This is a genomic window from Cupriavidus sp. 22TCCZM04-2, assembly GCF_057798895.1.
This window is the reverse complement of the sequence record NZ_JBYOJS010000019.1, coordinates 75,885-100,318: the sequence shown is the minus strand read 5'-3', so window position 1 is coordinate 100,318 and position 24,434 is coordinate 75,885. Positions and strand designations below refer to the sequence as shown.

23 protein-coding genes and 2 pseudogenes are annotated in these 24,434 nt (G+C 62.8%); 14 read left to right on the top strand and 11 right to left on the bottom strand.

The genetic code is table 11. The annotated features are described in order from the left end of the window. The 3 genes from AC3FKG_RS23975 to AC3FKG_RS23965 all read right to left on the bottom strand — a co-directional run. Positions 1-295, bottom strand: a 295-nt coding sequence (locus AC3FKG_RS23975; protein WP_488744331.1) for a nuclear transport factor 2 family protein, incomplete at its 3' end; no start/stop codon positions are given. 17 nt (positions 296-312) lie between these two features. Then, positions 313-1,098 carry an SDR family NAD(P)-dependent oxidoreductase gene (locus AC3FKG_RS23970; protein ID WP_483712146.1) on the bottom strand — a complete coding sequence of 262 codons (786 nt, stop codon included), beginning with the start codon at positions 1,096-1,098 and terminating at the stop codon, positions 313-315. Between the two features lie 40 nt (positions 1,099-1,138). Beyond that, a complete protein-coding gene (locus AC3FKG_RS23965) occupies positions 1,139-2,011 on the bottom strand; it encodes an alpha/beta fold hydrolase (protein WP_488744330.1) in 873 nt (290 codons plus the stop codon). A 127-nt stretch (positions 2,012-2,138) separates the two neighbouring features. Here AC3FKG_RS23965 and AC3FKG_RS23960 point away from each other — a divergent pair, with 127 nt between their 5' ends. The 8 genes from AC3FKG_RS23960 (at position 2,139) to AC3FKG_RS23925 (ending at position 10,990) form a co-directional block, all read left to right on the top strand. After that, positions 2,139-2,927, top strand: coding sequence for an SDR family oxidoreductase (locus tag AC3FKG_RS23960; RefSeq protein WP_488744329.1), 789 nt, complete (start codon positions 2,139-2,141; stop codon positions 2,925-2,927). A 136-nt stretch (positions 2,928-3,063) separates the two neighbouring features. Next, the gene (locus AC3FKG_RS23955; RefSeq protein WP_488744328.1) at positions 3,064-4,626 is read left to right on the top strand and encodes a DUF1302 domain-containing protein; all 1,563 of its coding nucleotides are present in this window, start codon (positions 3,064-3,066) and stop codon (positions 4,624-4,626) included. Positions 4,627-4,689: 63 nt separating this feature from the next. Continuing rightward, on the top strand, positions 4,690-5,472 hold the full coding sequence (gene dmpE / locus AC3FKG_RS23950; protein ID WP_483712147.1) for a 2-oxopent-4-enoate hydratase: 783 nt from the start codon (positions 4,690-4,692) through the stop codon (positions 5,470-5,472). A gap of 35 nt (positions 5,473-5,507) precedes the next feature. After that, positions 5,508-6,413, top strand: coding sequence for an acetaldehyde dehydrogenase (acetylating) (locus tag AC3FKG_RS23945; RefSeq protein WP_488744327.1), 906 nt, complete (start codon positions 5,508-5,510; stop codon positions 6,411-6,413). An 11-nt stretch (positions 6,414-6,424) separates the two neighbouring features. Then, positions 6,425-7,450, top strand: coding sequence for a 4-hydroxy-2-oxovalerate aldolase (gene dmpG, locus AC3FKG_RS23940; protein WP_488744326.1), 1,026 nt, complete (start codon positions 6,425-6,427; stop codon positions 7,448-7,450). Positions 7,451-7,539: 89 nt separating this feature from the next. Continuing rightward, positions 7,540-8,520, top strand: coding sequence for a 5'/3'-nucleotidase SurE (gene surE / locus AC3FKG_RS23935; protein WP_483712150.1), 981 nt, complete (start codon positions 7,540-7,542; stop codon positions 8,518-8,520). A 242-nt stretch (positions 8,521-8,762) separates the two neighbouring features. Further along, positions 8,763-9,737, top strand: coding sequence for a chromate resistance protein ChrB domain-containing protein (locus tag AC3FKG_RS23930; RefSeq protein ID WP_488744325.1), 975 nt, complete (start codon positions 8,763-8,765; stop codon positions 9,735-9,737). A gap of 47 nt (positions 9,738-9,784) precedes the next feature. Further along, positions 9,785-10,990 carry a chromate transporter gene (locus AC3FKG_RS23925; RefSeq protein WP_488744324.1) on the top strand — a complete coding sequence of 402 codons (1,206 nt, stop codon included), beginning with the start codon at positions 9,785-9,787 and terminating at the stop codon, positions 10,988-10,990. Between the two features lie 194 nt (positions 10,991-11,184). Here AC3FKG_RS23925 and AC3FKG_RS23920 read toward each other — a convergent pair whose 3' ends face one another. The 4 genes from AC3FKG_RS23920 to AC3FKG_RS23905 form a co-directional block, all read right to left on the bottom strand. Further along, on the bottom strand, positions 11,185-11,487 hold the full coding sequence (locus AC3FKG_RS23920; protein WP_483712152.1) for a DUF2502 domain-containing protein: 303 nt from the start codon (positions 11,485-11,487) through the stop codon (positions 11,185-11,187). A gap of 98 nt (positions 11,488-11,585) precedes the next feature. Further along, entirely contained in the window at positions 11,586-11,780 is a 195-nt protein-coding gene (locus AC3FKG_RS23915) for an alkyl sulfatase C-terminal domain-containing protein (protein ID WP_488744323.1), read from the bottom strand. 355 nt (positions 11,781-12,135) lie between these two features. Further along, positions 12,136-12,567, bottom strand: coding sequence for a GNAT family N-acetyltransferase (locus AC3FKG_RS23910; protein WP_483712153.1), 432 nt, complete (start codon positions 12,565-12,567; stop codon positions 12,136-12,138). 342 nt (positions 12,568-12,909) lie between these two features. After that, a complete protein-coding gene (locus tag AC3FKG_RS23905; RefSeq protein ID WP_483712154.1) occupies positions 12,910-13,665 on the bottom strand; it encodes an IclR family transcriptional regulator in 756 nt (251 codons plus the stop codon). A 102-nt stretch (positions 13,666-13,767) separates the two neighbouring features. Between AC3FKG_RS23905 and AC3FKG_RS23900 the strand changes: the two genes are divergently transcribed. The 5 genes from AC3FKG_RS23900 (at position 13,768) to AC3FKG_RS23880 (ending at position 18,546) form a co-directional block, all read left to right on the top strand. Further along, positions 13,768-14,733: a Bug family tripartite tricarboxylate transporter substrate binding protein gene (locus AC3FKG_RS23900; protein WP_488744346.1), complete on the top strand. Its 966-nt coding sequence runs from the start codon at positions 13,768-13,770 to the stop codon at positions 14,731-14,733. A gap of 108 nt (positions 14,734-14,841) precedes the next feature. Continuing rightward, the gene (locus AC3FKG_RS23895) at positions 14,842-15,540 is read left to right on the top strand and encodes an RraA family protein (RefSeq protein ID WP_488744322.1); all 699 of its coding nucleotides are present in this window, start codon (positions 14,842-14,844) and stop codon (positions 15,538-15,540) included. Then, complete coding sequence (locus tag AC3FKG_RS23890; RefSeq protein ID WP_488744321.1) at positions 15,537-16,469, top strand: NAD(P)-dependent oxidoreductase; 933 nt, start codon at positions 15,537-15,539, stop codon at positions 16,467-16,469. Before AC3FKG_RS23895 ends, AC3FKG_RS23890 begins: the two co-directional genes overlap by 4 nt. Before the next feature lie 9 nt (positions 16,470-16,478). Further along, positions 16,479-17,549: a cyclase family protein gene (locus AC3FKG_RS23885; RefSeq protein ID WP_488744320.1), complete on the top strand. Its 1,071-nt coding sequence runs from the start codon at positions 16,479-16,481 to the stop codon at positions 17,547-17,549. A 31-nt stretch (positions 17,550-17,580) separates the two neighbouring features. Continuing rightward, entirely contained in the window at positions 17,581-18,546 is a 966-nt protein-coding gene (locus AC3FKG_RS23880) for a tripartite tricarboxylate transporter substrate binding protein (protein WP_483712157.1), read from the top strand. A 235-nt stretch (positions 18,547-18,781) separates the two neighbouring features. Here the strand turns inward: AC3FKG_RS23880 and AC3FKG_RS23875 are convergent. Beyond that, a pseudogene (locus AC3FKG_RS23875) lies at positions 18,782-19,070 on the bottom strand (LysR substrate-binding domain-containing protein); the annotation flags it as partial. Between the two features lie 7 nt (positions 19,071-19,077). Between AC3FKG_RS23875 and AC3FKG_RS23870 the strand changes: the two are divergent. After that, positions 19,078-19,179 (top strand): annotated as a pseudogene (locus AC3FKG_RS23870) (SDR family NAD(P)-dependent oxidoreductase); the annotation flags it as partial. 14 nt (positions 19,180-19,193) lie between these two features. Here the strand turns inward: AC3FKG_RS23870 and AC3FKG_RS23865 are convergent. From AC3FKG_RS23865 to AC3FKG_RS23855, 3 genes are all read right to left on the bottom strand, one after another. Then, positions 19,194-20,366, bottom strand: a complete 1,173-nt coding sequence (locus tag AC3FKG_RS23865) for a porin (RefSeq protein WP_488744319.1) — start codon at positions 20,364-20,366, stop codon at positions 19,194-19,196. Between the two features lie 176 nt (positions 20,367-20,542). After that, positions 20,543-21,430, bottom strand: coding sequence for a 4Fe-4S dicluster domain-containing protein (locus AC3FKG_RS23860; RefSeq protein WP_488744318.1), 888 nt, complete (start codon positions 21,428-21,430; stop codon positions 20,543-20,545). Next, a complete protein-coding gene (locus AC3FKG_RS23855) occupies positions 21,423-24,422 on the bottom strand; it encodes a molybdopterin-dependent oxidoreductase (RefSeq protein ID WP_488744317.1) in 3,000 nt (999 codons plus the stop codon). The genes AC3FKG_RS23860 and AC3FKG_RS23855 overlap by 8 nt, the downstream gene beginning before the upstream one ends. Positions 24,423-24,434: the final 12 nt, after the last annotated feature.

Below are 24,434 nucleotides of genomic sequence, written 5' to 3'. Positions count from 1 at the left end.
GCAGGTCGCGGCGGGCCGGCCGGCATTCGAGCCGCGGGGGGCCCGCGAAGGTCAGCGCGGCGGCGTCGCCGCGCGAGCCGCGCGGCGACGCCACTACCTCCAGCCGCGCGTTAACCGAAGTGGCGTGCTGGTAGAAGGCCAGGATGGCCGGCTTGCCAGCGATCGGCTGCGCGCCGACCGGGTCCTCCACCGTGGCATCGTCGGCGTAGAGCGCGGCGACGCCGTCGGCGTCGCCGGCATTGAAGCGCTCGACATAGGCGAGCAGCGTGGCTTTCATCGCGGCGCTATCGGGCATGGGATTCTCCTTGTCGTTCAGCGTGCGGTGTAGCCACCGTCGATCACCAGCTCGGCGCCGGTCACGTAGCGTCCGGCGTCGGACACCAGATAGAGGATGCCTGCCGCGATGTCGCGCGGCTGGCCCACCTTGCCGATCGGTGTCAGGCCGCCGAGGTAATCGAACAGTGCTTCGCCCTGCCCCGATGCCTGTGCCACGTGTTCGAGCATCGGCGTGCGGATATAGCCGGGATGGATCGAGTTCGAGCGGATGCCCCTGGCCGCGTAAAGCATGGCATCGGTCTTGGCCATCATCCGCACTGCGGCCTTGGACGCGTGGTAAGGCGGCACGTCCGCGCCGCCGGCGATGCCGTACATCGACGAGACGTTGACAATGGCGCCGCCGCCGGCGCGCTCCATGTGCGCGATCGCGTGCTTGGTACACAGGAAGGTGCCGGTCACGTTCACCGCCATCACCTGCTGCCATTGCTCCAGCGTGACTTCGTGGGTGGGCGTGTTCGGTCCTTCGATACCGGCGTTGTTGACCAGGATACCGAGCCCGCCGAAACGGGCCGCGACCTCGTCGAGCACGCGTGCGACCTCGCTTTCGCTGGTAACGTCGAGCGTCCAGAACGCGGCCTCGCCGCCCGCGCCGCGGATCGCTTCAGCAGTGGCCTTGCCATCCGCCTCCAGCACATCGAGCACGGCGACCTTCGCACCGGCCGCTGCCAGTACACGCGCCGTCTCCGCGCCGATGCCGCGCGCGGCACCGGTGATCGCGGCCACCTTGCCGCGCAGGTCGAACAGGTTGTACGGGTGTTCCATGATATCTCCTGCGGTCTTGCTGGTTGCCTGCGGGCACCAATTATGCCGCGCCGCCCTGTGCCGTTTCGGCCAGGAAGCCGAGGCACTCGCGATTGAAATAGGCCGCGTGCTCGACCATCACCCAGTGGCCGCAACGGTTGATCATGACGAAGCGGGCATCGGCGCAGCCGCTCAGGAATTTCATCGCGCCGGCGGCTGGATTGAACTGGTCCTCCGTGCCCCAGAAGCCGAGCACCGGGCAGCGGATCTCGCCCAGACGCGCCGTCAGGTTGGGCACTCTCATGGTGGCCAGCACCTCGCGCGGCTGCTCGCGGCACACCGCCATGCGCTCGTCCACCAGCGCGTCGGTGACCAGGCTGGCGTCGTGCACCAGCAGTTGCAGCAACTGGCGCATGGTGTCGGGGTTCATGTGGCCGCCGGTGAACAGCGACACCATGCGTTGGATGCCCGCCATCTGGAAATAGGTCTCGCGTTCTTCCACGCCCCCCGGCGCCATCATCACCAGGCGGCTGACATGCTCGGGGAAGTCCAGCGCGTACTGCAGCGCGATGGCACCGCCCAGCGAATTGCCGACGAGCACGCAGCGCGGCAGCTCAAGTGCCAGCAACTGCTCGCGCAGCGCGGCGACAAAGAAGTCCAATGTGTATTCGACATCATCCGGCTTGGACGACTGCCCATAGCCCGGCAGGTCCACCACCACCGTGCGGAAGCCCGCCTGCGCGAATGCCGGCGCGTTATGGCGGAAGTTGCTGTGCCCGCTCGCCCCCGGCCCGCTGCCGTGGATAAAGACCACCGGCTCTCCGCTGCCCGTGTCGAGGCAGTGCAGCCGCAGGCCCGCCGACGTGGTGATGAAGCGCCCGACCGGCAGGTTCGGATGCAGGGAGGATGGCGTTTGCTGTGACGTAGCGGACATGAGAGCGTCTCCGGTGTGGTTGGCTGGGATATTGCGCAGCGCCAGCCACCGGGGCATCGTTCATTCGGACTAAGAACGGCACGGCCACTTCTCCTACGATGGGCGCTCCATGCACCAGGGGGGACCCATGACAGGATTCGACTACACCGGCCAGACCGTGCTGGTCACCGGCGGCATGCGCGGCATTGGCCGCGCCATCAGCGAAGCCTTCCTGCGCGCGGGCGCGCAGGTCTTCGTCTGCGGACGCACCGCGCCCGCGCACGACGGCGAGCTGCCGCACGCGGAGGGTCGCCGCGCTCACTTCATCGCGGCCGATATCCGCGACATCGAGCAAGCCGACGCCATGCTCGCGCGGATTGCGCAGCACAGCGCCACGCTCGATGTGGTGGTGCACAACGCCGGCGGCTCGCCCTACGCGCTGGTGGCCGATGCCTCGCCACGGCTGCTGGAGTCGGTGATCCGGCTCAACCTGGTGGCACCCCTGCAACTCGCGCAGCGCGCCAATGCCCGCATGCAGCAGCAGGCCCGCGGCGGCACGCAGCTGTTCGTCGGCAGCATCAGCGCGCTGCGCCCGTCGCCGGGCACGGCGGCCTATGGTGCCGCCAAGGCCGGCATCCTCAATGCGGTGCGCTCGCTCGCGGTGGAATGGGCACCCAAGGTGCGCGTGGTTGCGGTCAGTCCGGGGCTGGTGCTGACCGAAACCTCGCAGCAGCAGCACTACGGCGACCCCGAGGCGCTGCGCGCGACAGCCGCCACGGTGCCGCTGGGCCGACTCGCACAGCCTGACGATATCGCCAGCGCGTGCCTGTTCCTGGCCTCGCCACAGGCCTCGTACGTCTCCGGCGCCAACCTCGTGCTCGATGGCGGCGGCGAACGTCCGGCCTTTCTCGACACGGCCTCGGTCAATCGCGGCTGAACCTCGGCCTGTAGGGAAACCGCCTAGTCCATTCTGCCGATTTGTACGTGGCTCCCCCTCTCTACGCTTGCGGCCAGATGAGCGCCATTCGAAGTGCCAGGCCATGAACCACCACAGAAACCAAGGGGAGACCACCATGCACCAATCACGAACCGGCACAGTGAAACGCCGCGGCCCGCTACGGCCGATCGCTGCCGCGGCGGCACTGGCAACGCTGCTCGCGCCGTCCGCCCACGCCGGCGAGACGATCGACCTCGGCCACGACACCACGTTGGACTACAGCGTGACCGCGTCCTATGGCGCGGCGGTCCGCACCGGCAACCAGAGCAACACGCTGCTAAGCCCGGCCAATATCAACGGCGACGACGGCGACCGCAACTTCAAGCGCGGCGACATGACCGCGAACCGCGTGTCGCTGCTGGGCGAGGCGCATGTCAAGCACGATGCCTTTGGTGCACTGGTGCGTGGCAGCGTGTTCTACGACTGGGCCTACAGCGGCACCAACTCGAACAACGCGCCCTTCACTGTCAACCACAGCGGCCCGTTCAACGAGTTCACGAGCTCGGCACGCGACTATCATGAGCAGCGCGCCCAGCTGCTCGACGCCTATGTCTATGGCACCACGCCGATCGGCGATACGCAGCTGAGCTTCAAGCTGGGCAACCAGGTGGTGGCATGGGGCGAGAGCCTGTACTTCGCCAACATCGCCGGCGCGCAAGGGCCCGCCGATGCCACCAAGGCCTTCGTGCCAGGCGCGGAGGTCAAAGACATCCTGTTGCCGGTGCCGCAGGCATCGCTGCAGCTGCAGGTCACGCCGTCGTTCAGCGTGATGGGCTATTACCAGTTCACCTACAAGCCGAACCAGCTCTTCGCACCGGGCAGCTACTTCAGCACCAGCGACGTGGTCGGCCCGGGCGCGGAGTTCATCATCGGGCCCGGCTTCCGTATTCCGCGCGGCCCGGACATCAGTCCGTCGGACTGGGGGCAATGGGGTATCGGCACGCGCTTCCGCGTGTTCGAAGACACCGAGATCGGCCTGTACCAGCTGCGCTATCACGACAAGAACCCGAGTGTCGTGACCTCGCTGTTCCCTTCGCTGCAGTACCAGCAGAAGTACTTCAGCGGCATCAACCTGACCGGCGCCAGCTTCTCCACGCAAGTGCTCGGTGCCAATATCGCCGGTGAAATCAGCTACAAGGACGGCATCCCGATGCTGGTGAACGTGGCCGGCTCGCCCACCGCGTCGCCCGGCCGGGCGCTGCAGGGACAGTTGTCGGCGATCTACTCGATCGGCCCGACCTTCCTGGCCAACTCGCAGTCGCTGGTCGGTGAAATCGCCTACCTGCACGTGCTGGGCGTGGATTCGGTGATGGGCTTCAGCCAGCTGACCAACACGCGCAACTCGGCGGCGTTTCAGGTCGGCTGGTCGCTGACCTACAACAACGTGTTCGATGGCTGGGACATGACGGTGCCGCTCACCTATGCGCAGCAGTTCAGCGGCAGGTCCGCGGTGGCCGGCGCCTTCGGCACGCTGATGGGCTATGGCGACAAGCGCGCCAGCGTGGGCGTGACCTTCAAGTACCTGAACAACCTGGAGCTCGGCCTGACCTACGCCGCGTTCATCGGCGGGGCGAGCATTGTCAACCGCCCGCTGGCCGACCGCGACTACGTGGCCTTCAACGCCAAGTACTCGTTCTGACGGACGCATCACCCATGGTGCCGCGGCGCGTCGCCGCGGCACCACTATCCGATTTTTCCAGCCATGAATGCCGACCTGATCTCCACGCTTAGCAACGAACTCCACCAGGCACTCGTCGCGCGCACGCCCGTACCGCCCCTGAGCGGCCGCGGCCTGACGCTGGATGTGCGCGACGCCTATCGCATCCAGCAGGGCTTTGTCGCGCACCGGCTGGCGGCCGGCGACCGCGTCACCGGCAAGAAGATCGGCGTGACCAGCGAGGTGGTGCAGAAGATGCTGGACGTGCACCAGCCCGATTTCGGCATCCTGCTGCAAAGCATGCACTACGCCGCGGGCCAGCCCATCCCCGCGGACACGCTGATCCAGCCGCGCGCCGAAGGCGAGATCGCCTTCTTCCTGCGGCGCGACCTGCGCGGCCCCGGCGTGGCCCGCGACGACGTGCTCGATGCGACCGAGTCGGTGGCAGCGTGCTTCGAGATCGTCGACTCGCGCATCCGCGACTGGAACATCCGCATCGAGGACACCGTGGCCGACAACGCTTCGTGCGGCGTCTACGTGCTCGGCGACGAGCGCGTCAGCCCGCAGGCGCTGGACCTGGCTTCGTGCGAGATGGTGCTGGAAAAGAACGGCGAATGCGTGGCCACGGGCCTGGGCAGCGCCGCGCTGGGCCATCCCGCCGACGCGGTGGCGTGGCTCGCCAACACGCTAGGCAGCTTCGGCATCCCGCTGTTGGCAGGCGAGACCATCCTGTCGGGTTCGCTGGCGGCGCTGATCCCCGTGCAGGCCGGCGACAAGCTGTCCATGCGGATCAGCGGCATCGGCGCCTGCAGCGCCGTGTTCTGCTGACCTTCTGACTCTCTCTACTTGCGACGCGAGACACCATGAACAAGATCCGATGCGCCCTGATCGGGCCCGGCAATATCGGCACCGACCTGCTTTACAAGCTGCGCCGCAGCGAAGTCCTGGAACCCGTGTGGATGGTCGGCGTCGATGCCACATCCGAAGGCCTCGCGCGCGCCCGCGAGCTCGGCCTGAAGACCAGCAGCGATGGCATCGACGGGCTGCTGCCGCATCTTGAGGCCGACGATATCCGCATCGCCTTCGACGCCACCTCCGCCTACGTCCATGCCGAACACTCGGCAAAGCTGACCGCGCGCGGCGTGCGCGTCATCGACCTGACGCCCGCCGCGATCGGTCCGTTCTGCGTGCCGCCCGTCAACCTCGACGCGCATATCGGCAGCAACGAGATGAACGTCAACATGGTCACGTGCGGCGGCCAGGCCACCATCCCGATGGTGTATGCCGTGTCGCGCGTGCAGCCGGTGGCCTATGGCGAGATCGTTGCCACGGTGTCGTCGCGATCGGTCGGGCCTGGCACGCGCCGCAATATCGACGAATTCACGCGCACCACCGCGGGCGCGATCGAGGCCGTGGGCGGCGCGCGCCAGGGCAAGGCCATCATCGTGATCAACCCGGCCGAGCCGCCGCTGATCATGCGCGACACCATCCACTGCCTGACCGACGATGCGCCCGACGTGGCCGCCATCACCGCGTCGGTGCACGACATGATTGCCGAAGTGCGCAAGTACGTGCCGGGCTACACGCTGAAGAACGGCCCGGTGTTCGACGGCAAGCGCGTGTCGATCTTCCTGGAGGTGGAGGGGCTGGGCGATTACCTGCCAAAGTACGCAGGCAACCTCGACATCATGACCGCCTCCGCGGCCCGCACCGCCGAGTGCATTGCCGTCGCAATGCTGGCCGGCAGCCCTGAAACCACCACCGCCTGAGGAGCCACGCCATGGGCCAACGCATCACCCTGCACGACATGACCCTGCGCGACGGCATGCACCCGAAGCGCCACCAGATCTCGCTGGAACAGATGAAGGGCATCGCCCGCGGCCTGGACGCCGCCGGCGTGCCGCTGATCGAGGTGACTCACGGCGACGGCCTTGGCGGCGCGTCGGTCAACTACGGCTTTCCCGCGCACAGCGATGAGGACTACCTGCGCGCGGTGCTGGGCGAACTGAAGCAGGCGCGCGTCTCGGCGTTGCTGCTGCCGGGCATCGGCACTGTCGACCACCTGCGCATGGCGCATGAAATCGGCGTGCATACCATCCGCGTCGCCACCCACTGCACCGAGGCGGACGTGTCGGAGCAGCATATCGGCATGGCGCGCAAGCTCGGCATGGACACCGTCGGCTTCCTGATGATGGCCCATATGGCGCCGGCCCAGACGCTGGTACAGCAGGCGCTGCTGATGGAAAGCTACGGCGCCAACTGCCTCTACATCACCGACTCGGCCGGCCATATGCTGCCGCACGACGTCACGGAAAAGCTGACCGCCGTGCGCCAGGCGCTGAAGCCCGAGACCGAGCTGGGCTTCCATGGCCACCATAACCTCGCCATGGGCGTGGCCAATTCGCTGGCCGCGATTGCATGCGGCGCGAACCGCATCGACGCCGCGGCGGCAGGGCTGGGCGCCGGTGCCGGCAACACGCCGATGGAAGTCCTGGTGGCGGTCTGCGAGCGCATGGGCATCGAGACCGGCGTCGACGTGTTCCGCATTGCCGACGTGGCCGAGGACCTGGTCGTGCCGATCATGGACCACCCGATCCGCATCGACCGCGACGCGCTCACGCTCGGCTATGCCGGCGTGTATTCATCCTTCCTGCTGTTCGCAAAGCGCGCCGAGGCGAAGTACCGCATTCCCGCGCGCGAGATCCTGGTCGAGTTGGGCCGCCAGCGGCTGGTGGGCGGCCAGGAGGACATGATCGAAGACACGGCCATCACGCTGGCGCGCGCACGCGGCCTGCCGGTGTCGTAGGCGCGGCAAGGCCCGCTGCCCCGCGGCCATGCAGCGCCGGGCACAGACGTTCCACGTATCGAGACGAAGAAGAACAGGAGACCCCTTCCATGCCCAGACTTTCCACGCCTCTGCTGTCCATCGCCGCCGCGGCACTGGCCGCCGCTGCCGGCCCCGCGCACGCGCTCAATGTGCTGCTGACCAATGACGACGGCTGCGCGGCGCCCGGCATCAGCGCGGTGCGCAAGGCCTTGCAGGATGCCGGACATCGCGTCATCACGGTTGGCCCGGCCGGCAACCAGAGCGGCTCCGGTGCCGCGTACGCCGTACCCGACGGCAGCACCCGGCTGGTCGTGGCACCGCTTGCCGCCAGCGCCGATACCTTCTGCGTGCACCGCGTCAAGCCCGGCTATGCCGCGGGTAGCCCGCTCAATGCCTCCAACCCGAACTACATTGGCAGCGGCTCGCCCGTGGACGCCACGGCGATGGGGCTGAAGATCGTCGGGCCGGAGCAGCGCTTCGTGCCCGACCTGGTCGTTTCCGGCGCCAATTTCGGCGAGAACCTGTCGGACTCCATCCCGCACTCGGGGACGGTGATGAACGCGCTGTTCGCGGCACGGCGCGGCGTGCCCGCCATCGCGCTGAGCGTAGGCGTCGACTTCGCCGAAGCGCGAACGGGCTTCCCCGCCACGCTGGCCGCGTTCCCGAAGGCCGGCGCGTTCCTCGTGCGCGTGATCGCCAGCCTCGAAACTGGACGCGCGCCGGGCCAGCCGCTGCTGCCGGTGGCGCAGCCGCTGAACATCAACTATCCCGTGATCGGCAGGCAGCAGCCGGCGGGCGTGCGAATGACCGTGGCGGGCACGGTGGACTCGTTCACCACGGCGTACCAGCGCAACCCGGACGGCACGGTATCGATCGGCGTCGGCGCGCCGGACAGCGAACCGAATGCCCTCGCGCACATCGCCGAAACCCCGGCGTTCCTGGCCGGATACATCACGATCTCTCCGCTTGAAGTGGATTTCCGGCCCTCGGCCGAGGCGCGCGAGCGGTTCAGGCATACGCATCGCGGGCTGGCCGGCCTGGCACCTTAAAGACACTATCGTCTGTCGCCGAACATCACTTTGCACTAGTGAGTAAGGCGACAATGCACGTCCGGATAAGTGCGGACAAGCCCTACAGTTCCTGTACCGCATGCTGTTCCGGATCCTCAGCGACCCGGCGCAGAGCACGACCAAAGTCAATGCGGCGGCGGTAATGTGTCCATCAAGGCACGGGATTTTGTAGGGAACTCTACAACGTTGAAGGAGCCGTTACGCCCAGCTAAGCTGAGCCCATGACTGCTTTTTCATCCATTCCCGAAGCCGGCTGGCTACTACTCGTCGTCAGTCTGCCGACCTCTGCCGCCACGCCGCGCATGCGGCTGTGGCGCGGCATCAAGTCGTTGGGCAGCGCGTCGTTGCGCGATGGGGCCTATTTGCTGCCCAACCTGCCAGGCCAGCGAGCCCAGCTACAAGCGCTGGCCGAGGACGCGGCCAGCGAGGACGGCAAAGTCTGGATGCTGTCCGTTCAAGCCGACGACGAACAGCAAGAAGCAGAGTATCGCGCACTGTTCGACCGGACTGCCGAATACGCAGCCTGGATGGCAGAGCTTTCCGGCGCCCGCGCGGCGCTGAGTCGCGCGGACGAGGCGGAACTGCTGCGCATGGCTCGCCGGCACGGCCGGGGGTTCGACGCAATCCGCAAGATCGATTTTTTCCCCAGCGAGTCTTCCGCCCGCGCCGAAGCGCAATGGCGCGATTTCAATGCGGCCATCGACATCTTGCTGTCCCCGGGTGAGCCGCATGGCGTGGCGGGCAGTATCCCGCGGCGTGACCCCACCCAGTATCAGGGCCGACGCTGGGGGACCCGGCGGCATCTCTGGGTAGACCGCGTCGCCTGCGCCTGGCTGATCCGGCGCTTTATCGATCCCCATGCCACGTTCGTCTGGCTCGAGGACATTCGCCAATGCCCGGAAGACGTGCTGGGGTTCGACTTCGATGGCGCCACCTTCACGCATATTGGCGAGCGCGTGTCCTTTGAGGTCTTGCTGGCCAGCTTCGGGCTCGACGAGGACAAAGGCCTGTCGCGCCTTGGCCAGATGATTCATGTGCTGGACATCGGCGGCACGCCGGTTGCGGAAGCGAGTGGCTTCGAGGCGATGCTGGCTGGCGCGCGCGAGCGCTTTCCCGACGACGATGCATTGCTGGACGAGGTCGGCCGTGTCCTCGACTCGCTGTACAGCCATTTCTCAAGCCCGCGCAAGCGCTAGGTCGTTACCCATCCGGCGACTTCAGATTCCCCTTCAGACGACACAAGATGAATTCGCCCCACCCCTCTGATGCCTCCCCGGTCCATTCACCGCATGGACGCCCTGGATACACCTTGCGGCAAATGGTGATGTACTTCCTGCGACTCGGCACTTTGGGCTTCGGCGGTCCGGTTGCGCTCGCCGGCTATATGCACCGGGACCTGGTGGACGCGCTGCAGTGGATCACCGATGCCGAGTACAAGGAAGGCCTCGCGCTGGCGCAATTGGCACCGGGCCCGCTGGCGGCCCAGTTGGCGATCTACCTTGGATATGTCCACTATCGGATTCTGGGCGCCACGCTTGTTGGCATCGCTTTCGTGCTGCCGTCGTTCCTGATGGTGCTGGCGCTCGGCTGGGCCTACGTTCGCTTCGGCGGCCTGACCTGGATGCAGTCAGTGTTCTATGGCGTGGGCGCGGCAGTGATCGGCATCATCGCGATCAGCGCTCACAAGCTGACCAAGAAAAGCGTGGGCAAGGACAAGCTGCTGTGGTTTATTTACCTGGTTCTCGTCGCAGTCACGGTCATTACCGAATCGGAGGTGGCCTGGCTGTTCGTCGCGGCCGGTGTTCTGGCCTGGTTCTGGCGCGCTCCGCCCAAGTGGCTGCGTCAAGGCAAGCTCAATGCGCTGGCGGCAACGCCATTGCCGCCAGCCAGCGGCATGATGAGTGCGGTGGACTGGCCGCTCTTGTCGCAGATTGGTGTGTTCTTTGCCAAGGCCGGCGCATTCGTCTTCGGTTCGGGACTTGCCATCGTGCCCTTCCTGTACGGCGGTGTCGTCACCGAACACCACTGGCTGAACGACAAGCAGTTTGTGGACGCCGTGGCGGTGGCCATGATCACACCCGGGCCGGTCGTCATCACGGTCGGCTTCATCGGCTATCTCGTGGCAGGTCTGTCAGGGGCTTGTGTGGCGGCCGCCGCGACTTTCCTGCCCTGCTACCTCTTCACTGTCCTGCCTGCGCCGTACTTCAAGAAGTACGGCAAGCTGCCCGCCATTCTCGCCTTCGTGGATGGCGTTACCGCTGCCGCCATCGGCGCCATTACCGGCGCGGTCATCGTGCTGGCCAAACGTTCGATCGTCGATATCCCTACCGCGCTGCTCGCGCTGGTTACCGTGGCCCTGCTGCTGAAGTTCAAGAAGCTGCCCGAGCCCCTGATTGTTGCAGGAGCGGCCTTGATCGGCCTGGTGGCCTATCCGCTGCTGCATCACTGAGTCACAGGAGATCCTGAGGTGACGTCCGTCTCGGTCGCCCGCTCGAAGCTCACTGGTCTAATCACCGGTGGCCAACTGTGTCCCCGAGCCAACCGCGTCATCGCCCTTATGGTGCCGATTCAATACCCTGCGCGAAAAGGGCAACCGCGTCTGCGGCCGTATTCATAGCGACAGAGATGCAACCCTGCACGCGGCTAGCATTTTCCCTTCTTGGCCTGCCCTGGCGGACAACCGCCATTCCCCTTTCCGCGACCGGTGTAGTACTTCTCGCCTTTGGGGCCGTTGTGTTTGCGCCAGTAGTCCGGATCGCGGTACTCCCCGCCATCCCAGTAGTAGCCCCTGCTATCCCGACTGCCGAACGTGATGTTCACACCGGGCGCCTGGATGCGCGCATTCCCTACGTCGACATTGAAATCAGCCGCGCTTGCATGCCAAGCGCCGCACGCAAGCATGATCGCAATCACAGTTCTCGTCATGGAGCTTCCTTGGTAATTCATGTTTCGAGATCTCCCACCGGCATCTTGCTCAGAGAAGACCTGACCTGAACCAGTCCCGGCGCGGACATCGTGACGACACCTGCGCCGGGTCAGCCGGTCTACGGCGTCACGATGTTGAACCAGAACTCGAACGTATCGAGGTAGCTGACCAGTTCGTCCAGCTTGGCATGGTTGCCCGTGACCTTCGCGCTTCCGTTCTTCACCGCATCTGCCATCTTGGTCTGGCCCAGGATAATGCCGTTCAGCGTGTCGCGTGACATCGTCACGTTTGCATCTGCCTGCTGTGCCTGCACGCCCGCCGTTAGTGATTCCTTACCCTGTTCCAATGTGTGTGAGGGCGCCCTAAACGAGCTTGTGCCGGCGTTGCTGCGTGCCGAAAATACTCCCGCAACGTCACTGAAAAGAGAAGTGAATGTTTTTTTGCGCGCTCTGAAAATATTCTCCCTTGACGGGTACGCGCCCTGACGAGCCGCCCGTGCTATGGGCTGGCCCTGCTCCGCGAGGTTCCGGGGCAGACCATCGAGGACATCTAGAAATCGCCTCGGCGGCGAATGCCCGCTATTCGACAAAGCTCGGCCGCACCGTCACGGCATTGTTGACGGACTGCTTAGGGTCGGCTCCGGTTCCATCGTGCGCGCGGCCGCGTGATTAGAGAATTTTCTTCATCGACGGTGCAGGATGCAACTCGAAATTTCGACTCTCATAGAACGAAACAGCTTCTGGTCTCGCGTCGAGAAATACGGCACTCATGTCGCGTACGCGTGCGTCAGCTTCAGCGTACTCCATCAAGGCGTGCCCTACCCCGCTTCCTCGTGCTTCCGCAACGACGATTAGATCATCCACGTGCAGATACGACCCGCGTGCCAACGTGTGGACTGGTCGCATGCCCAAGACGCCAATAAGTTCGCCGTCTCTGAAAGCTCCAATCAATTCGTACCCGGAATACGATTGCCGGAGGACTCGTCTGAGAAATTCAGCTTCGTCCAGTTTGCGCAACCGAGCGATAACAGGGAAGGCTTGCGGCCATTCGACAGGTGTAAGCCGTCGAATGGTTATAGTGGCGCGGAGACTCGCATTCATGGATCAGTCGAGTTTGAACAGACGTGTCATTCTTGCACATAACCGGACATTGTCGCTCCCGTCAAATGTCCGGCCTTGAGCGGCACGAGTGGGCGCTCTGGGTCGCGAACTGCCGATCGAGCTTGGCCCGGCCTCTGAATGGAGGATCGACGGCCCTACCCGGCCACTCCTGTCACCTGCAATTCGAAACTTAACGACCAGAGTGCGCCAAACATCGGTCGCTGACCGCCTCAGCAAGTGCCTTTTCCGTAGCGTCCCATACGATCAATCATTCATGCGGCCCCAAGACACTTGGCTCTCATAAGGTAGTCAGAGCATTGGCTCAAAATCGCCGTCTCGAAATCAGGGATGCCATGTCGTAGGGCGGACACTCTGATCCCGGGAGCCGGAAATTGCATAGGACACTTCCTTTCCCGCTGCCAGCATCAGATCCACATACTCCGCCAACTTATCTCGCGTCAGCCGACTAATGGGCCCTGAGATGCAAAGAGCCCCGGCCAAAGTCCAATTGATTCCGAACACCGGGACAGCCAGGCTCGAAACTTCAGGCTCCCTTTCGCCCATTGAAATGAAATAACCATCTTTGCGAATGGCCTCGTATGGCTCGCCGCTTTCGCCTGCGAATGCCCGCAACACTCTGCCCGGCGCTCCGGTGAGAGAAAGCCTTTCCCCGACGCGCACGTGGTGCCGCACCGCGCCCGGTCCTTCGACTCGCACCAGGCAGGCCCGAGTGTCTCCCTCCCGGACATAAAAGGCTGCGCTTTCACGTGTTTCGTAGCTAATTCGCCTGAGCACAGGCTCCACGGTTTCATTCACTCGAAACGCAGCCTGATAGCGCGCGCCCAGCCATCCCGCGGCTGCTCCGAGGCGCCATTGGCCATCTTCGCGTTGGGCCAGATACTCGCTTTGCGCAAGCGTCCGCGCCGTGCGCAGCACGGTCGATTTGCCCATCCCGACCCGTCGGCTCAACTCCGACAAGCTCAACGAAGCGTCATCGGCAGAAAATGCCTCGAGAATCTGCAAAGCACGGGTGACCGCAATGATTGTGTCTTTATCCGCACCTTCAGGCGCATGGTCAGGCCGAGCATTCCGTTTCATGGCACATGTTCCGCTATGGACAACGCAATTGTATAGCACGGAACAGCAATCTATAGTCAACGCACAAATACAAGGCTTCTATTGGAGACACCCTTGAAGACGATCCTTCGCGTTCTGGCGGCCTGCACCATTGCTGCATTGACAGGCGTTCCTGCGCATGCCGCGGACACCTATCCGACCAAGCCCATTCGCCTGATCGTTCCCTTCCCACCGGGCGGCGCGCCGGATACCTTCTCGCGTGAAATTGGCCAACAACTGAGCCGGGATCTGAAGTGGACCATCATCATCGACAACAAGCCAGGTGCTGGCGGCAACCTCGGCGTCGAGGCTGCGGCAAAAGCATCGCCTGACGGCTACACGCTGGTATTCGGCCAAACCAGCAATCTAGCCATCAATCCGTCGTTGTACAAGAAGCTGCCGTATGACCCTGCAAAAGATCTGACGCCCATCGGCTTGATTGCCTCCGCACCTCTCGCGATTGTTGCCAACAACAGTTCACCATACAAGAACCTGACTGACGTGCTTGCCGCTGCGAAAGCCAAGCCAGGCACGGTAACGTTCGGCACGCCGGGCAATGGTACGGTCGCACACCTCGCCATGGAACTCCTGCAGAAGCAGGCCGGTGTGAAGATGCAGCACATTCCATACAAGGGTGCATCGCAGGCTCTCACCGACGTTTTGAGTGGCCAGGTAGAAATCTATATTGGCTCCGTCCCTACGGTCATGGGCCAAATCAAGACGGGCAAGTTGCGCGGAATCGCTGTGACCTCTGCTAAGCGTTCGCCGCAATTGCCTAACACGCCCACCGTAGCGGAAGCCGGAGTGAAGCAATTTGACGCGGACACATGGTTCGGCCTGCTTGCACCCGCCGGCACCCCGGCACCCGTCGTCGCAAGACTCAACGCTGAATTGAATCGAGTACTCCAGGTCCCGGCCGTTCGTTCCAAGATCGAGGCGGAAGGCGGACAGGTCTTGGGCGGTAGTACCTCAGCATTTGCAGGCTTATTGCAAAAGGATCTTGCTCGCTGGCGAGTTGTGGTCAGAGACTCGGGCGCGACCATCGATTAACGCCTCGGCGCGCGACCGCGCGCCGGATTCCACTTTCGCGGTTTCACAATCCGTCAGTTGGCATGCCAACTGTGCGGCTGGATTCACTCGCAGATTTTAGGAGCAACTATGTCGGCAACCCAACAACTCCCTGATGTCATCCGTGATTTCGAACGCGTCTCCTCGGACATCGTCAAGCAGGCTTCCGAGTACGCGTCTTCGATCTTCGCCGATGTAGCGGGTCGCCGCGGCGGCCTGCACGGGCGGATCGCACCACTGAGCCAAAAAAGCAAGTTCTGCGGTCCGGCTGTCACCGTGGAAGTTCGCCCTGGCGATAACCTTATGATTCACGCCGCCATGGCGCTGGCTCAACCAGGCGACGTCATTCTCGTCGATGGCAAAGGCGACCAAAACAGCGCGCTGATGGGCGCAATCATGGTCAATCAGTGCATTGCACTGGGTGTCGCGGCCGTTGTCCTGGACGCCGCTGCGCGTGATGCCGAAGAGATCATCGAGACTGGCTTCCCGATGTACTCTGTAGGACTGAATCCCAACGGGCCTACCAAATTCGTACCCGGCCGCGTGAATCATCCGATTCAATGTGGCGGCGTTACGGTGCGCCCGGGCGACCTGGTCATTGGCGATGCGGATGGCGTAGTCGTCATCGAGCGCGAAAAGGCGCCGGCTCTGATCGAGGAGGCTGCAAAGAAGGTAGCGGCGGAGCGTAAACGCATCGAAGGTATCAAGTCTGGCAAAGCACTGCGACCATCCTGGCTGGATGATGCCCTGCGTGCCGCTGGTGTCCTGAAGGCTGGGGAATCGCTGTGAGTGCGCCGGACAAGCCCGTAATCGTTGTGACCGCGGCGAACATTGCGCAACAGGCAGTCGCGCTGCTGTCAGACTTCGAACTGGTCTATGCAGGAAAAGCGGCAACCGAAGAAGAGACCGCAGAACTTTGCCGGCGTTACGCGCCTGTGGCGATCATCGTCCGCACAAGCAAGGTCGGCGCCATGGCGCTCGACGCAGCGCCGTCGATTCGCGTCCTGTCAAAGCATGGAAGTGGCATCGACAACATCGACCAGGAAGCTGCTAAGGCGCGTGGCGTCAAAGTCGTGGCCGCGACAGGCGCAAATGCGGCAGCAGTGGCCGAACAAGCGCTGGCGCTAATGCTAGCCTGCGCAAAATCGGTCGTGATCCTAGACCAGCGCACACGTAACGGCCATTGGGACAAATCGACGCATCAAAGCCTCGAACTGAAGGGGCGCACGCTCGGTCTGGTAGGCCTGGGGGCGATCGGCCGACGTTTCGCCCGGATGGCGAATGCCATGGACATGAAGGTCATTGGATATGACCCTTATGCCACCGATCTGCCGGCGAACATCGAGCACGTCAGCCTCGACACGATCTGGCGAAATTCGGACGTCATATCGTTCCATTGTCCACTGACCACCGAAAATCGAGGACTCCTCAACGCGGATAACCTGGCCAAATGTAAGGATGGCGTTATAGTCGTCAATACCGCGCGCGGTGGACTCATTGAAGAAAGCGCGCTTCTGGCAGCGGTTGATGGCGGCAAAGTAGCCGCAGCAGGCCTGGATTCGTTGCAGCAAGAGCCGCCGCCCGCCGATCATCCCTTCTTCAGAAACAGCAAGTTCATCATCAGCCCGCATATCGGCGGCGTAACTAGCGATGCCTTCGTCAACATGGGTGTAGCCGCCGCGACGAACGTGCTGGCCGAACTTGCGAAGCTGCGATAAGGAGCCGACATGAGTGAAGCAGCCAGGCGGTGGCAGCGTAAGCCGGACGGCAGCAATTGGGGAGAGTTTGGAGCGAACGATCAGCGTGGGCGCATGAACCTGGTGGATCGCGCCAAGGTACTGCAAGGCGTCGCAGAGGTGCGCGAGGGCATTACGTTCTGCCTTTCGCTTCCCCTCGATTACCCCGGCGGCCAAACCATGAACGTGCGTCGGCAGCCACCGCGGCGCTTCGCCGTCCTTCGGGATGGAAAGAGCGCCGGGCAGCAGGGTTTCTGCTGGTCGTACCGTTCCGAGGATCCCGATCTGACGGACGTGGTCAATGACGATGTTGTCCTCATGAGCCTGCAGTATTCAACGCAGTGGGACAGCCTTGCACACGTAGGCAGTCATTTCGATGCCGACGGTGACGGCAGCGACGAAGCTGTCTTCTACAACGGCTTTCGGGCAGGCGAGGAAATCAGAGCCGGTGTCGAGACTCAAGCGTCCGAGGCATGGGCAAGATACGAGAACCCGGAAGCCGGAGCGTTGAGTATCGCCGTCCTTGCTGAGCACGGTGCCCAAGGCCGCGGCGTCATGATCGACATCGAGCGCCACATTGGGCGTAAACGACAGGCTGTCGGCTACGACCGGCTCATGCGCATTCTGGAAGCAGATAACGTAACAGTCGAGTCGGGCGATATGGTCTGCCTCCATACCGGGTTCGCCGACACATTGTTATCGATGAACAAGTCGCCCGATCTCAAGGTACTCCACGACTCCGGCACCGGACTGGATGGCTACGACGCGAAGCTGCTCAATTGGATCACCGACTCGCGCCTGGCATGCCTGCTGGCAGACAACCCCGCCGTGGAGCTGGTTGTGCCGAAACCGCTGACGCCTTCCCCCATTCGCGGGCCACGACTGCCGCTGCATGAACATTGCCTGTTCAAGAATGGCATTCACCTCGGCGAGCTGTGGCATTTGACACCATTGGCATATTGGCTGCGCAAGAACAATCGTAGCCGCTTCCTGCTGACCGCCCCACCTCTGCGCCTTCCCGGTGCAGTAGGTTCGCCGGCGACTCCGATCGCGACGGTCTAGTACACAACTACAACTTTCTGGAGACGAGACAATGTTCAAGTCCGTTACCGGCGCCATTGCCGGCCTCACACTGCTGTGCGCCACCGCGTGTGCGAGCGCCGCCTATCCCGATCATCCAATCCGTCTCGTCGTTCCATATCCCGCAGGCGGCGCGGCCGACACGGTCGCCCGCATCGTAGCTGCCCCTCTGGGTACCAAGCTGGGTCAGACCATTGTCGTAGACAACCGCCCCGGTGCAAGCGGTGTGATCGGTGCCGGCGCGGTCGCCAAGGCTGCGCCGGACGGCTACACCCTGCTACTGGATGCTACGGCTCACTCGGTCAACCCTAGTCTGCAACCGAAGCTTCCCTACGATACCGCGAAGGACTTTGCCCCCATCTCCCTGGTGGTACTAGTGCCAAACCTTCTAGTGGTTCCTCCAAACTCTCCGTTCAACTCGCCCAAGGATATCGTGGCGCGCGCAAAGGCTACGCCAGGAAAGCTGACCTATGCGTCCGCGGGCTCCGGCACCGCACAGCATCTGGCCGCAGAGCTGTTCCGTCAGCAGTCCGGACTGAATATGCTTCACGTTCCCTACAAAGGGGGCGCACCAGCGTTGAGTGACTTGATGGGTGGCCAGGTGGACATGATGTTCAGCAACATGGCAGCGTCTTACCCACTGGTCTCAGGCAAGAAGTTGAAGGTGCTGGCGACAACAGGCGCAAAGCGCTCCACCACGTTGCCCAATGTACCAACCATCTCGGAATCCGGACTTCCCGGCTACCAGGTGTATGAGTGGAATGGCTTGTTCGCGCCTGCTGGCACCTCTGCGGAAGTCATAGACAAGATCAACAAGGCAACAATCGAAGTCTTGGCACAACCCGCCATCAAGGAACGGCTCGCGGCAATCGGCGCGGAGGCTTCTGGTGATAAGCCAGAAGAATTTCGAAAGTTCCTTGATGCGGAGCGCGCAAAATGGGCGACAGTCATTAAACAGGGCAATATTCGCCCGGAATGAGGTTGGGTCTGGAGAAACGTACTTCGCGGAGTGTCGATGGCCGCTACGTAGGTCGTTACGGCCATTGGCATCACGTGCCAAACGGGCGAGAAGGGTCGGGTAGCGCCGGCCGGCGCCCTCGCCCTCGGCCGGCTCAAATCGTTAAGGATTGTTCAACGCCTGCTCACACGCGCCACGGCCTCTCACAGCCTTCCAGACGAGGGCAGAATCCCTGACGGCAAGAGTCTTTCCAACGCTATTTCCCCCGCTGTGGAGCGCCCGATCCATCAACCGGCGGCCGCGACCATGGGGGCGAAGAGAGGTATTTTGCAAAGAAATCGGCGAGCGCAGTGACCTTGGCGGGGCCGGGCTCGTGCCGATGGCGTGACAAAGTACACGCCGCCGCGTGTCAGGCTCCAGCCAGGCAGGATCGCCTCTAGCCGTCCGTCGGCCAGATATTCGCCCGCCATGAATTCCGGCAATTCTGCAACGCCCTGCCCCGCCGGTAGCATGGGGAGCAGCGCTTCCGAGTTGGTCACGCGCAGCATCACCATGACCCGCAGACTCGAAAAGAAGATCGCACTCGTAACCGGTGGCACGAGCGGCATCGGACTGGCCACCGCCAAGCGGTTCGCCGCAGAAGGCGCGCATGTAACTACTGAGCGCGATTAAAAGATATGGCGAACACCTGCCGCAACGCCGATCATGGACGTCTGCCCGTTCGCAGGCGCGTAAGTATTATTGAGCAAGAGGCTCGCGCCATAGCCAGACGCCGCTGATTCGAGCATCAATCCGGCGTTCCGCGCATAGGCCGTGGACACATACAAAGCGGTCCTCTTGCTCAGACTATATTTCGCCATAAAGAACAGTTGCCATGGGTTCGCCACCGTAGCGCTTCCGTACAGATTCCGGACAATCTGATAATCATATTCAAGCGTCAGCTCGACGGCTGGGGTCACCTGATAATTCCCACCCACCCAGTAGTAGTCATCGCGCAACACTGTAAGGCTGTTCTGATCCCTGCTCTGTCCCCAGCGATACCCACCCATGACCTTGGCCTTGGCATCGAATGTGTAGCTCGCTGCGGCCGCTACCCGCCGGCTGGTACCGCTCCCTTGGGCGATCGACGGGTTGTATTGATCGTAGTCGATGGTGAAGCCGAATCCGCCGGGCGTATAGATCAGTGCCGCGCCATACCCCGTGTCCTTCCTGGCGTGACCCGGAACCTCGCCATTGCCTCCGACCATCACTTGCTGAGCGAACGGACTGATAGGTGGCAAGGTCATCCCGACACCAAAGGACCAATGCGCAATTGCTGTCACCGGCCCTACTACGGCTGCGTACTGAACGGTATTGTTCTCGCGGAAGTTTGGACCGGCTATCACACCGATCGGCTCATACTGAACCGAATAGGCGGCAGGCATGAAATTGGCCAGCCCGAGAAAGAGCGATGTGTACTGCCGGCCGAATGTCAGTTGGCCAAACTTGTCGCTGCGCAAGCCAACGTACGCCTGTCGGTCAAACAGTGTGTTGTTCAGTTCCAAAGCCCCTGTATCGGCCTGTATGCCGCTTTCCAGGACGAAAAGCGACTTCATGCCCGTCACCAGCTCCTCTTCGCCACGTAAGCCCCAGCGGGATCCCGCAAGACCACCACTGTTCATGCGGGTGACGCTGTGCCCCGCGCCGGGGTTGTAGAGATTCGTGGGTAATGGAACAGATCCAACTCTATTGACGTATTCGAGATTCGTGTCAACGACGCCGTACAGCGTAACACTGGACTGTGCGTAGGCAGCGCCGGAAAAAAGTCCGACTGCTGCACAGGTAAGAAGGCGCTCTTTCATGCTGCAATGTCTCCTCGTTGTTGTAGCGGTGGTATTGAATGCAAGTGCGCCCACATCGCTCAGCCGCACACCATCGAACCGCATCAAGGGCGAGCGCCGGATGCGGTTCGCGGATGGAATGCCAGGCACGGCCCCGCTGCTGTTCCCGTAGTGGGCGCGCTATCTGAACCGTGCGATCAGCTCTGCGGGATGCATTCAGAGAGGTCGCTCTTCCGTGTCCGATGGGTAGGGACCAGCACGATCTCGCCGAGATAAACGCTTTCGTGGAGTTCGCAGTCCCTGTGCGCCATTCCCGCGCTGTGATGGACTTCAACACGATAGCCGCCGCTTTCTGCGGGCAGACCACCAAAACGGAAGTCGCCAAAATCATCGCTTTCCGTAACGGCAATCTTCTCCTCGCCCTGATAAAGCGACACCTGGGCGCGCGCAACGCATTCGACCTGGCCAGATACCTCGACGCTGACGCTGCCGCCGATGAAGCACGCTTCCCAGCGCTCCAGCCCGCGGTAATAGACTCGCGGCCTGGCGCCCAGCTTAGGCAGCAGTACCTTCAGTCCCTCAGTGCGAGCCTTCTGGGCCATGGCGTTGTCGTCGAGCTTCACCGCCTCGAAAACATCGGTGGGGCATGCTTGCTGGCAGCGCGGGCGCTGCCAGCCGCTGTCGAGCAAATGGGCATCGAAAATCCAGGTCTGAGGGACCTGCAACTCCTCGTTCCAGACAATGGCCTTGTAAGGGCACGACCGGACGATGTCCCGGCGGCCCTTGGCTTTGACAGGGTCGATGATGACGATGCCATCCTTGCGCTTGTTGATCGCGTCGCCACCGACCTTCATGCAGGGCGCGTTGTCGCAGTGATTGCACATGACCGGCAGGTAGGTCGTTTGGACCATTGGTGCCTGCCCCTCGACGCGGCGCAGAATGCGGATCGTGCTGTCACCGGATACGGAGGCGGGTGCCGCATATCCGGGAAAGTCGTTACCGACGTGTTCGTCCTTCTCCGCAATGACGCAGTTATAGCAATTCTCGCAGCGGCCGACGTTGATGATGAGATTCCACTTATCCATGAGCAATCTCCGTATCAGCGCGGCTGAGCTTGAATTGCTCGGCGCCCTGCCATTTTTCAATCTGGACCAGGCATGAATTTGGGCTCATGCTGCTCGTGCCCCGCGTCTGAGGGCGGTCGGGCGTGAGAATGTTCATGCAACCGCCGATCTCGACCGTTTCGCCTCCGATGTCGACCATCTGGAACTCGGCGCTGGCCTCATGCGACTTCACCACCCCTGGAACCATCAACGGCGAGATATCGGCCGCACAGATCACCGCGCCGCGGTCGTTATAGACCTTGACCAGATCACGGTGCGCGATCCCGCGTTCCTTCGCATCGACGGCATTGATGCGCAGGAGCCAGAAGTCATGGCCGGCGATACGGGCACGGTGGTCTGGCACGTGATTCACGGCGCTGTTCTTGCCATCGCTCGACGTGTGGAAGCTATAGCGCGAGTGCGTGGCGATCATCTGTAGCGGATACTTGCCCGCCAGCGTGGCAGTCCCTAGACCTTCCCATGATGGGATGTAGCGGTTGAGCGCCGGCCGATCGGGATTGTCCGCCGTATGGCGCCTGAGAATCTCGGGAATGAATTCGATCTTTCCACTGGGCGTTTGCACGCCCTTGCCGAATCCCTCCGCAAACTGGCTTGGCAGCGGGTGCGGCTCGGGGAGATCCTTCTGGCGGCCTTCCGCGAACCAGCGCATATCCACCGGCTGGCTGAAATCCGGCCGTTCGGGTGGGACAACGTAGTAACCCTTGCGGCAGAACGCTTTCCACGAAATGTGGTTCGGCAGATCGGAGCCATCGAAAACGCGCTTGACCCAGTCAAGTTCTGAGCCGCCTTCGGTAAACAAGGCGCCCAGACCCAGCCGCTCCAGAATCGCGGTGAATATGTCGTAGTCAGACCGCGACTCACCGAGTGGCTCAATGCACTTGTGCTGCAGCGTTACAACACGATGATTGACGCCGGCAATCCCGTGATGTGCGTACCCCCCCGAATTCGACCATTCGCCGATGTCCCAGCGCTCCAGCGAGCTGCAGGCCGGAAGAATGATGTCCGCGAACCGGGCCTCGCCCTCCATCCAGATCGATTGATTGACGACAAACTCGATGCTGGGATGCCGATAGGCATCGATCCATCGCCCGGACTTGGTGACGGTGCTGAATGCCGAGCCTCCATACCGGTAGATCATGTGAATCGGCGAATAGCCCGGCATCGGATAGGTGAACGGCGCGAATTGCGCCTCCTGCGAAATGCCGTCCCACAGATAGCCGCTGGCGTGCCCGTTGATGATCGCGTCGGGAAGCTGTTGCCGCGGAACCATTTGCTTGACCGGGTTCATCGTCAGGATGTGCGGCATCCGCTGATAGTTGCTGACGGCATTGCCCGTCCACATCAGGTCACCGGAAATCCCGCCATCCGCGTATCCCGGAAAGTAGAAGTGAAGGTCCACTGGGGTGCCGAGCTGAAGGCATCCGAAATTGACCCCCGGCTTGCCCCAGCCCTGCATCGCCATCATCATGATCATGCAGCGTGCCCACTGTTGTCCGGTGGCGCCGCGCCCAGCGCCGCCGAACCCCGCGCCCGTCATGCCGGCCGCCAGATAGACCTTCCTGTTGCCCCACTTTCGCGCGAGTGCGCGCACGTCCCTGGCGGGCACTCCCGTTTCAGCTTCTTGCCACTCCGGCGTCTTCGGGATGCCGTCGCTTTGCCCGAGCAGATAGGCCTGCCACGCTTCGAAGCCCGTCGTGCGGGCCGCGACGTAATCTTGGTCGTACAGGCCTTCGACTGCCCATACGTACATGATCGCGGTGGCCAGCGCGGCGTCGGTTTGCGGCCGAACCGGAATCCAGCGACCGCCGAGCAACTGAGCCGTCGGATTATTGTGCGGGTCGATATGTATGAACTCGATGCCGAGTTCCTTGGCCCACAGGCGCCGTTGCGTGCCCTCGAAACCGGCATAGGCACCATTGGTGCTTTCGGGATCGCAGGACCAGAACACAATCAAGTCTGCTTCCTTGAGGCAATCCTCGACTCCGCCATAGCCCGCCGGGACGCCGATCCGCATGGAATTGCCAAAATGATGCATCGCCCCCCAGTACCAGCCCTCCCAACTGTCGGGATTGGCGGCAACCCGGGTGAAACCGATCAGATTGGCGAAGCGCGTCAAGGCGCTGAGGTAATAACCGACGTTGCCCCACTGATGGTGGGACGACATCGGAAACGTGATGGCACCAGGACCGTGGACGCGTTTCTGCCGGTTGATCTCCTTGGCCACTATGTCCAGGGCCTCATCCCAGGAGATGCGCACGTAACCCGATTTCCCTCGGTTCTGCGGATTGCGGTCGCCATCGGGATCGTAATCGACGCGCTTCATCGGATGAAGAATGCGCTTGTCCGAATAGACGACGGACTTCAGCGTCATGGCGTGAGGCGCCACCAGCGCGCGGCGTTGCGGTCGAAAGGTTTTCCCGCGCGCCTGGAGCTCCCAGCCGTGCGCATCGTCGATGTCGAACTCGATGGGGGTCACGCGCACGATGCGTCCCGCTTTTACGTAGACGAACAGCGGCCCGCCGTTCGTGCAGGTGGCAAACCGTCGCATGCCGTCGGCCATTGCCGTACCCATCTCGACGCCAACCGTCTGGCTGAGGTTCAGCGTTTGCATGAACCAGACCACCAGGGGGTCTGGCCCTTTCGTGATGACCTTGAAGTTTTTCGCGGCGTGGATAATATCGCCCTGATCCGGGTTGGGCATCAGGAATTTCAGTGCCGTCGGCAAGTCCCTGAACAGCAGGCTGACGTCGGCGTCGGCGCTCTTCGCATTCCGCGACCGCAGCTTTCCACCCTTGATTTCGAGGGTGACCCCAATACTGCCATCGAGCAGCCCAATGAAGGCGGTACAGTTTTTCTGCTTCAGGCGCCGGCGGAAGTCCGCGTGCTTCCACGCGGTCAGGTTCAGGACCCGTGGCAAGGCGAACAAGATAGTTCGAAGGACAATCTTTTTCATCGCTGGATCGAG

Bases quoted from the DNA above. Each gene is read 5' to 3' on its own strand.
- AC3FKG_RS23970 (WP_483712146.1), bottom strand. From the start codon at position 1,098: ATGGAACACCCGTACAACCTGTTCGACCTGCGCGGCAAGGTGGCCGCG.
- AC3FKG_RS23965 (WP_488744330.1), bottom strand. From the start codon at position 2,011: ATGTCCGCTACGTCACAGCAAACGCCATCCTCCCTGCATCCGAACCTG.
- AC3FKG_RS23960 (WP_488744329.1), top strand. From the start codon at position 2,139: ATGACAGGATTCGACTACACCGGCCAGACCGTGCTGGTCACCGGCGGC.
- AC3FKG_RS23955 (WP_488744328.1), top strand. From the start codon at position 3,064: ATGCACCAATCACGAACCGGCACAGTGAAACGCCGCGGCCCGCTACGG.
- dmpE (WP_483712147.1), top strand. From the start codon at position 4,690: ATGAATGCCGACCTGATCTCCACGCTTAGCAACGAACTCCACCAGGCA.
- AC3FKG_RS23945 (WP_488744327.1), top strand. From the start codon at position 5,508: ATGAACAAGATCCGATGCGCCCTGATCGGGCCCGGCAATATCGGCACC.
- dmpG (WP_488744326.1), top strand. From the start codon at position 6,425: ATGGGCCAACGCATCACCCTGCACGACATGACCCTGCGCGACGGCATG.
- surE (WP_483712150.1), top strand. From the start codon at position 7,540: ATGCCCAGACTTTCCACGCCTCTGCTGTCCATCGCCGCCGCGGCACTG.
- AC3FKG_RS23930 (WP_488744325.1), top strand. From the start codon at position 8,763: ATGACTGCTTTTTCATCCATTCCCGAAGCCGGCTGGCTACTACTCGTC.
- AC3FKG_RS23925 (WP_488744324.1), top strand. From the start codon at position 9,785: ATGAATTCGCCCCACCCCTCTGATGCCTCCCCGGTCCATTCACCGCAT.
- AC3FKG_RS23920 (WP_483712152.1), bottom strand. From the start codon at position 11,487: ATGAATTACCAAGGAAGCTCCATGACGAGAACTGTGATTGCGATCATG.
- AC3FKG_RS23910 (WP_483712153.1), bottom strand. From the start codon at position 12,567: ATGAATGCGAGTCTCCGCGCCACTATAACCATTCGACGGCTTACACCT.
- AC3FKG_RS23905 (WP_483712154.1), bottom strand. From the start codon at position 13,665: ATGAAACGGAATGCTCGGCCTGACCATGCGCCTGAAGGTGCGGATAAA.
- AC3FKG_RS23895 (WP_488744322.1), top strand. From the start codon at position 14,842: ATGTCGGCAACCCAACAACTCCCTGATGTCATCCGTGATTTCGAACGC.
- AC3FKG_RS23885 (WP_488744320.1), top strand. From the start codon at position 16,479: ATGAGTGAAGCAGCCAGGCGGTGGCAGCGTAAGCCGGACGGCAGCAAT.
- AC3FKG_RS23880 (WP_483712157.1), top strand. From the start codon at position 17,581: ATGTTCAAGTCCGTTACCGGCGCCATTGCCGGCCTCACACTGCTGTGC.
- AC3FKG_RS23865 (WP_488744319.1), bottom strand. From the start codon at position 20,366: ATGAAAGAGCGCCTTCTTACCTGTGCAGCAGTCGGACTTTTTTCCGGC.
- AC3FKG_RS23860 (WP_488744318.1), bottom strand. From the start codon at position 21,430: ATGGATAAGTGGAATCTCATCATCAACGTCGGCCGCTGCGAGAATTGC.
- AC3FKG_RS23855 (WP_488744317.1), bottom strand. From the start codon at position 24,422: ATGAAAAAGATTGTCCTTCGAACTATCTTGTTCGCCTTGCCACGGGTC.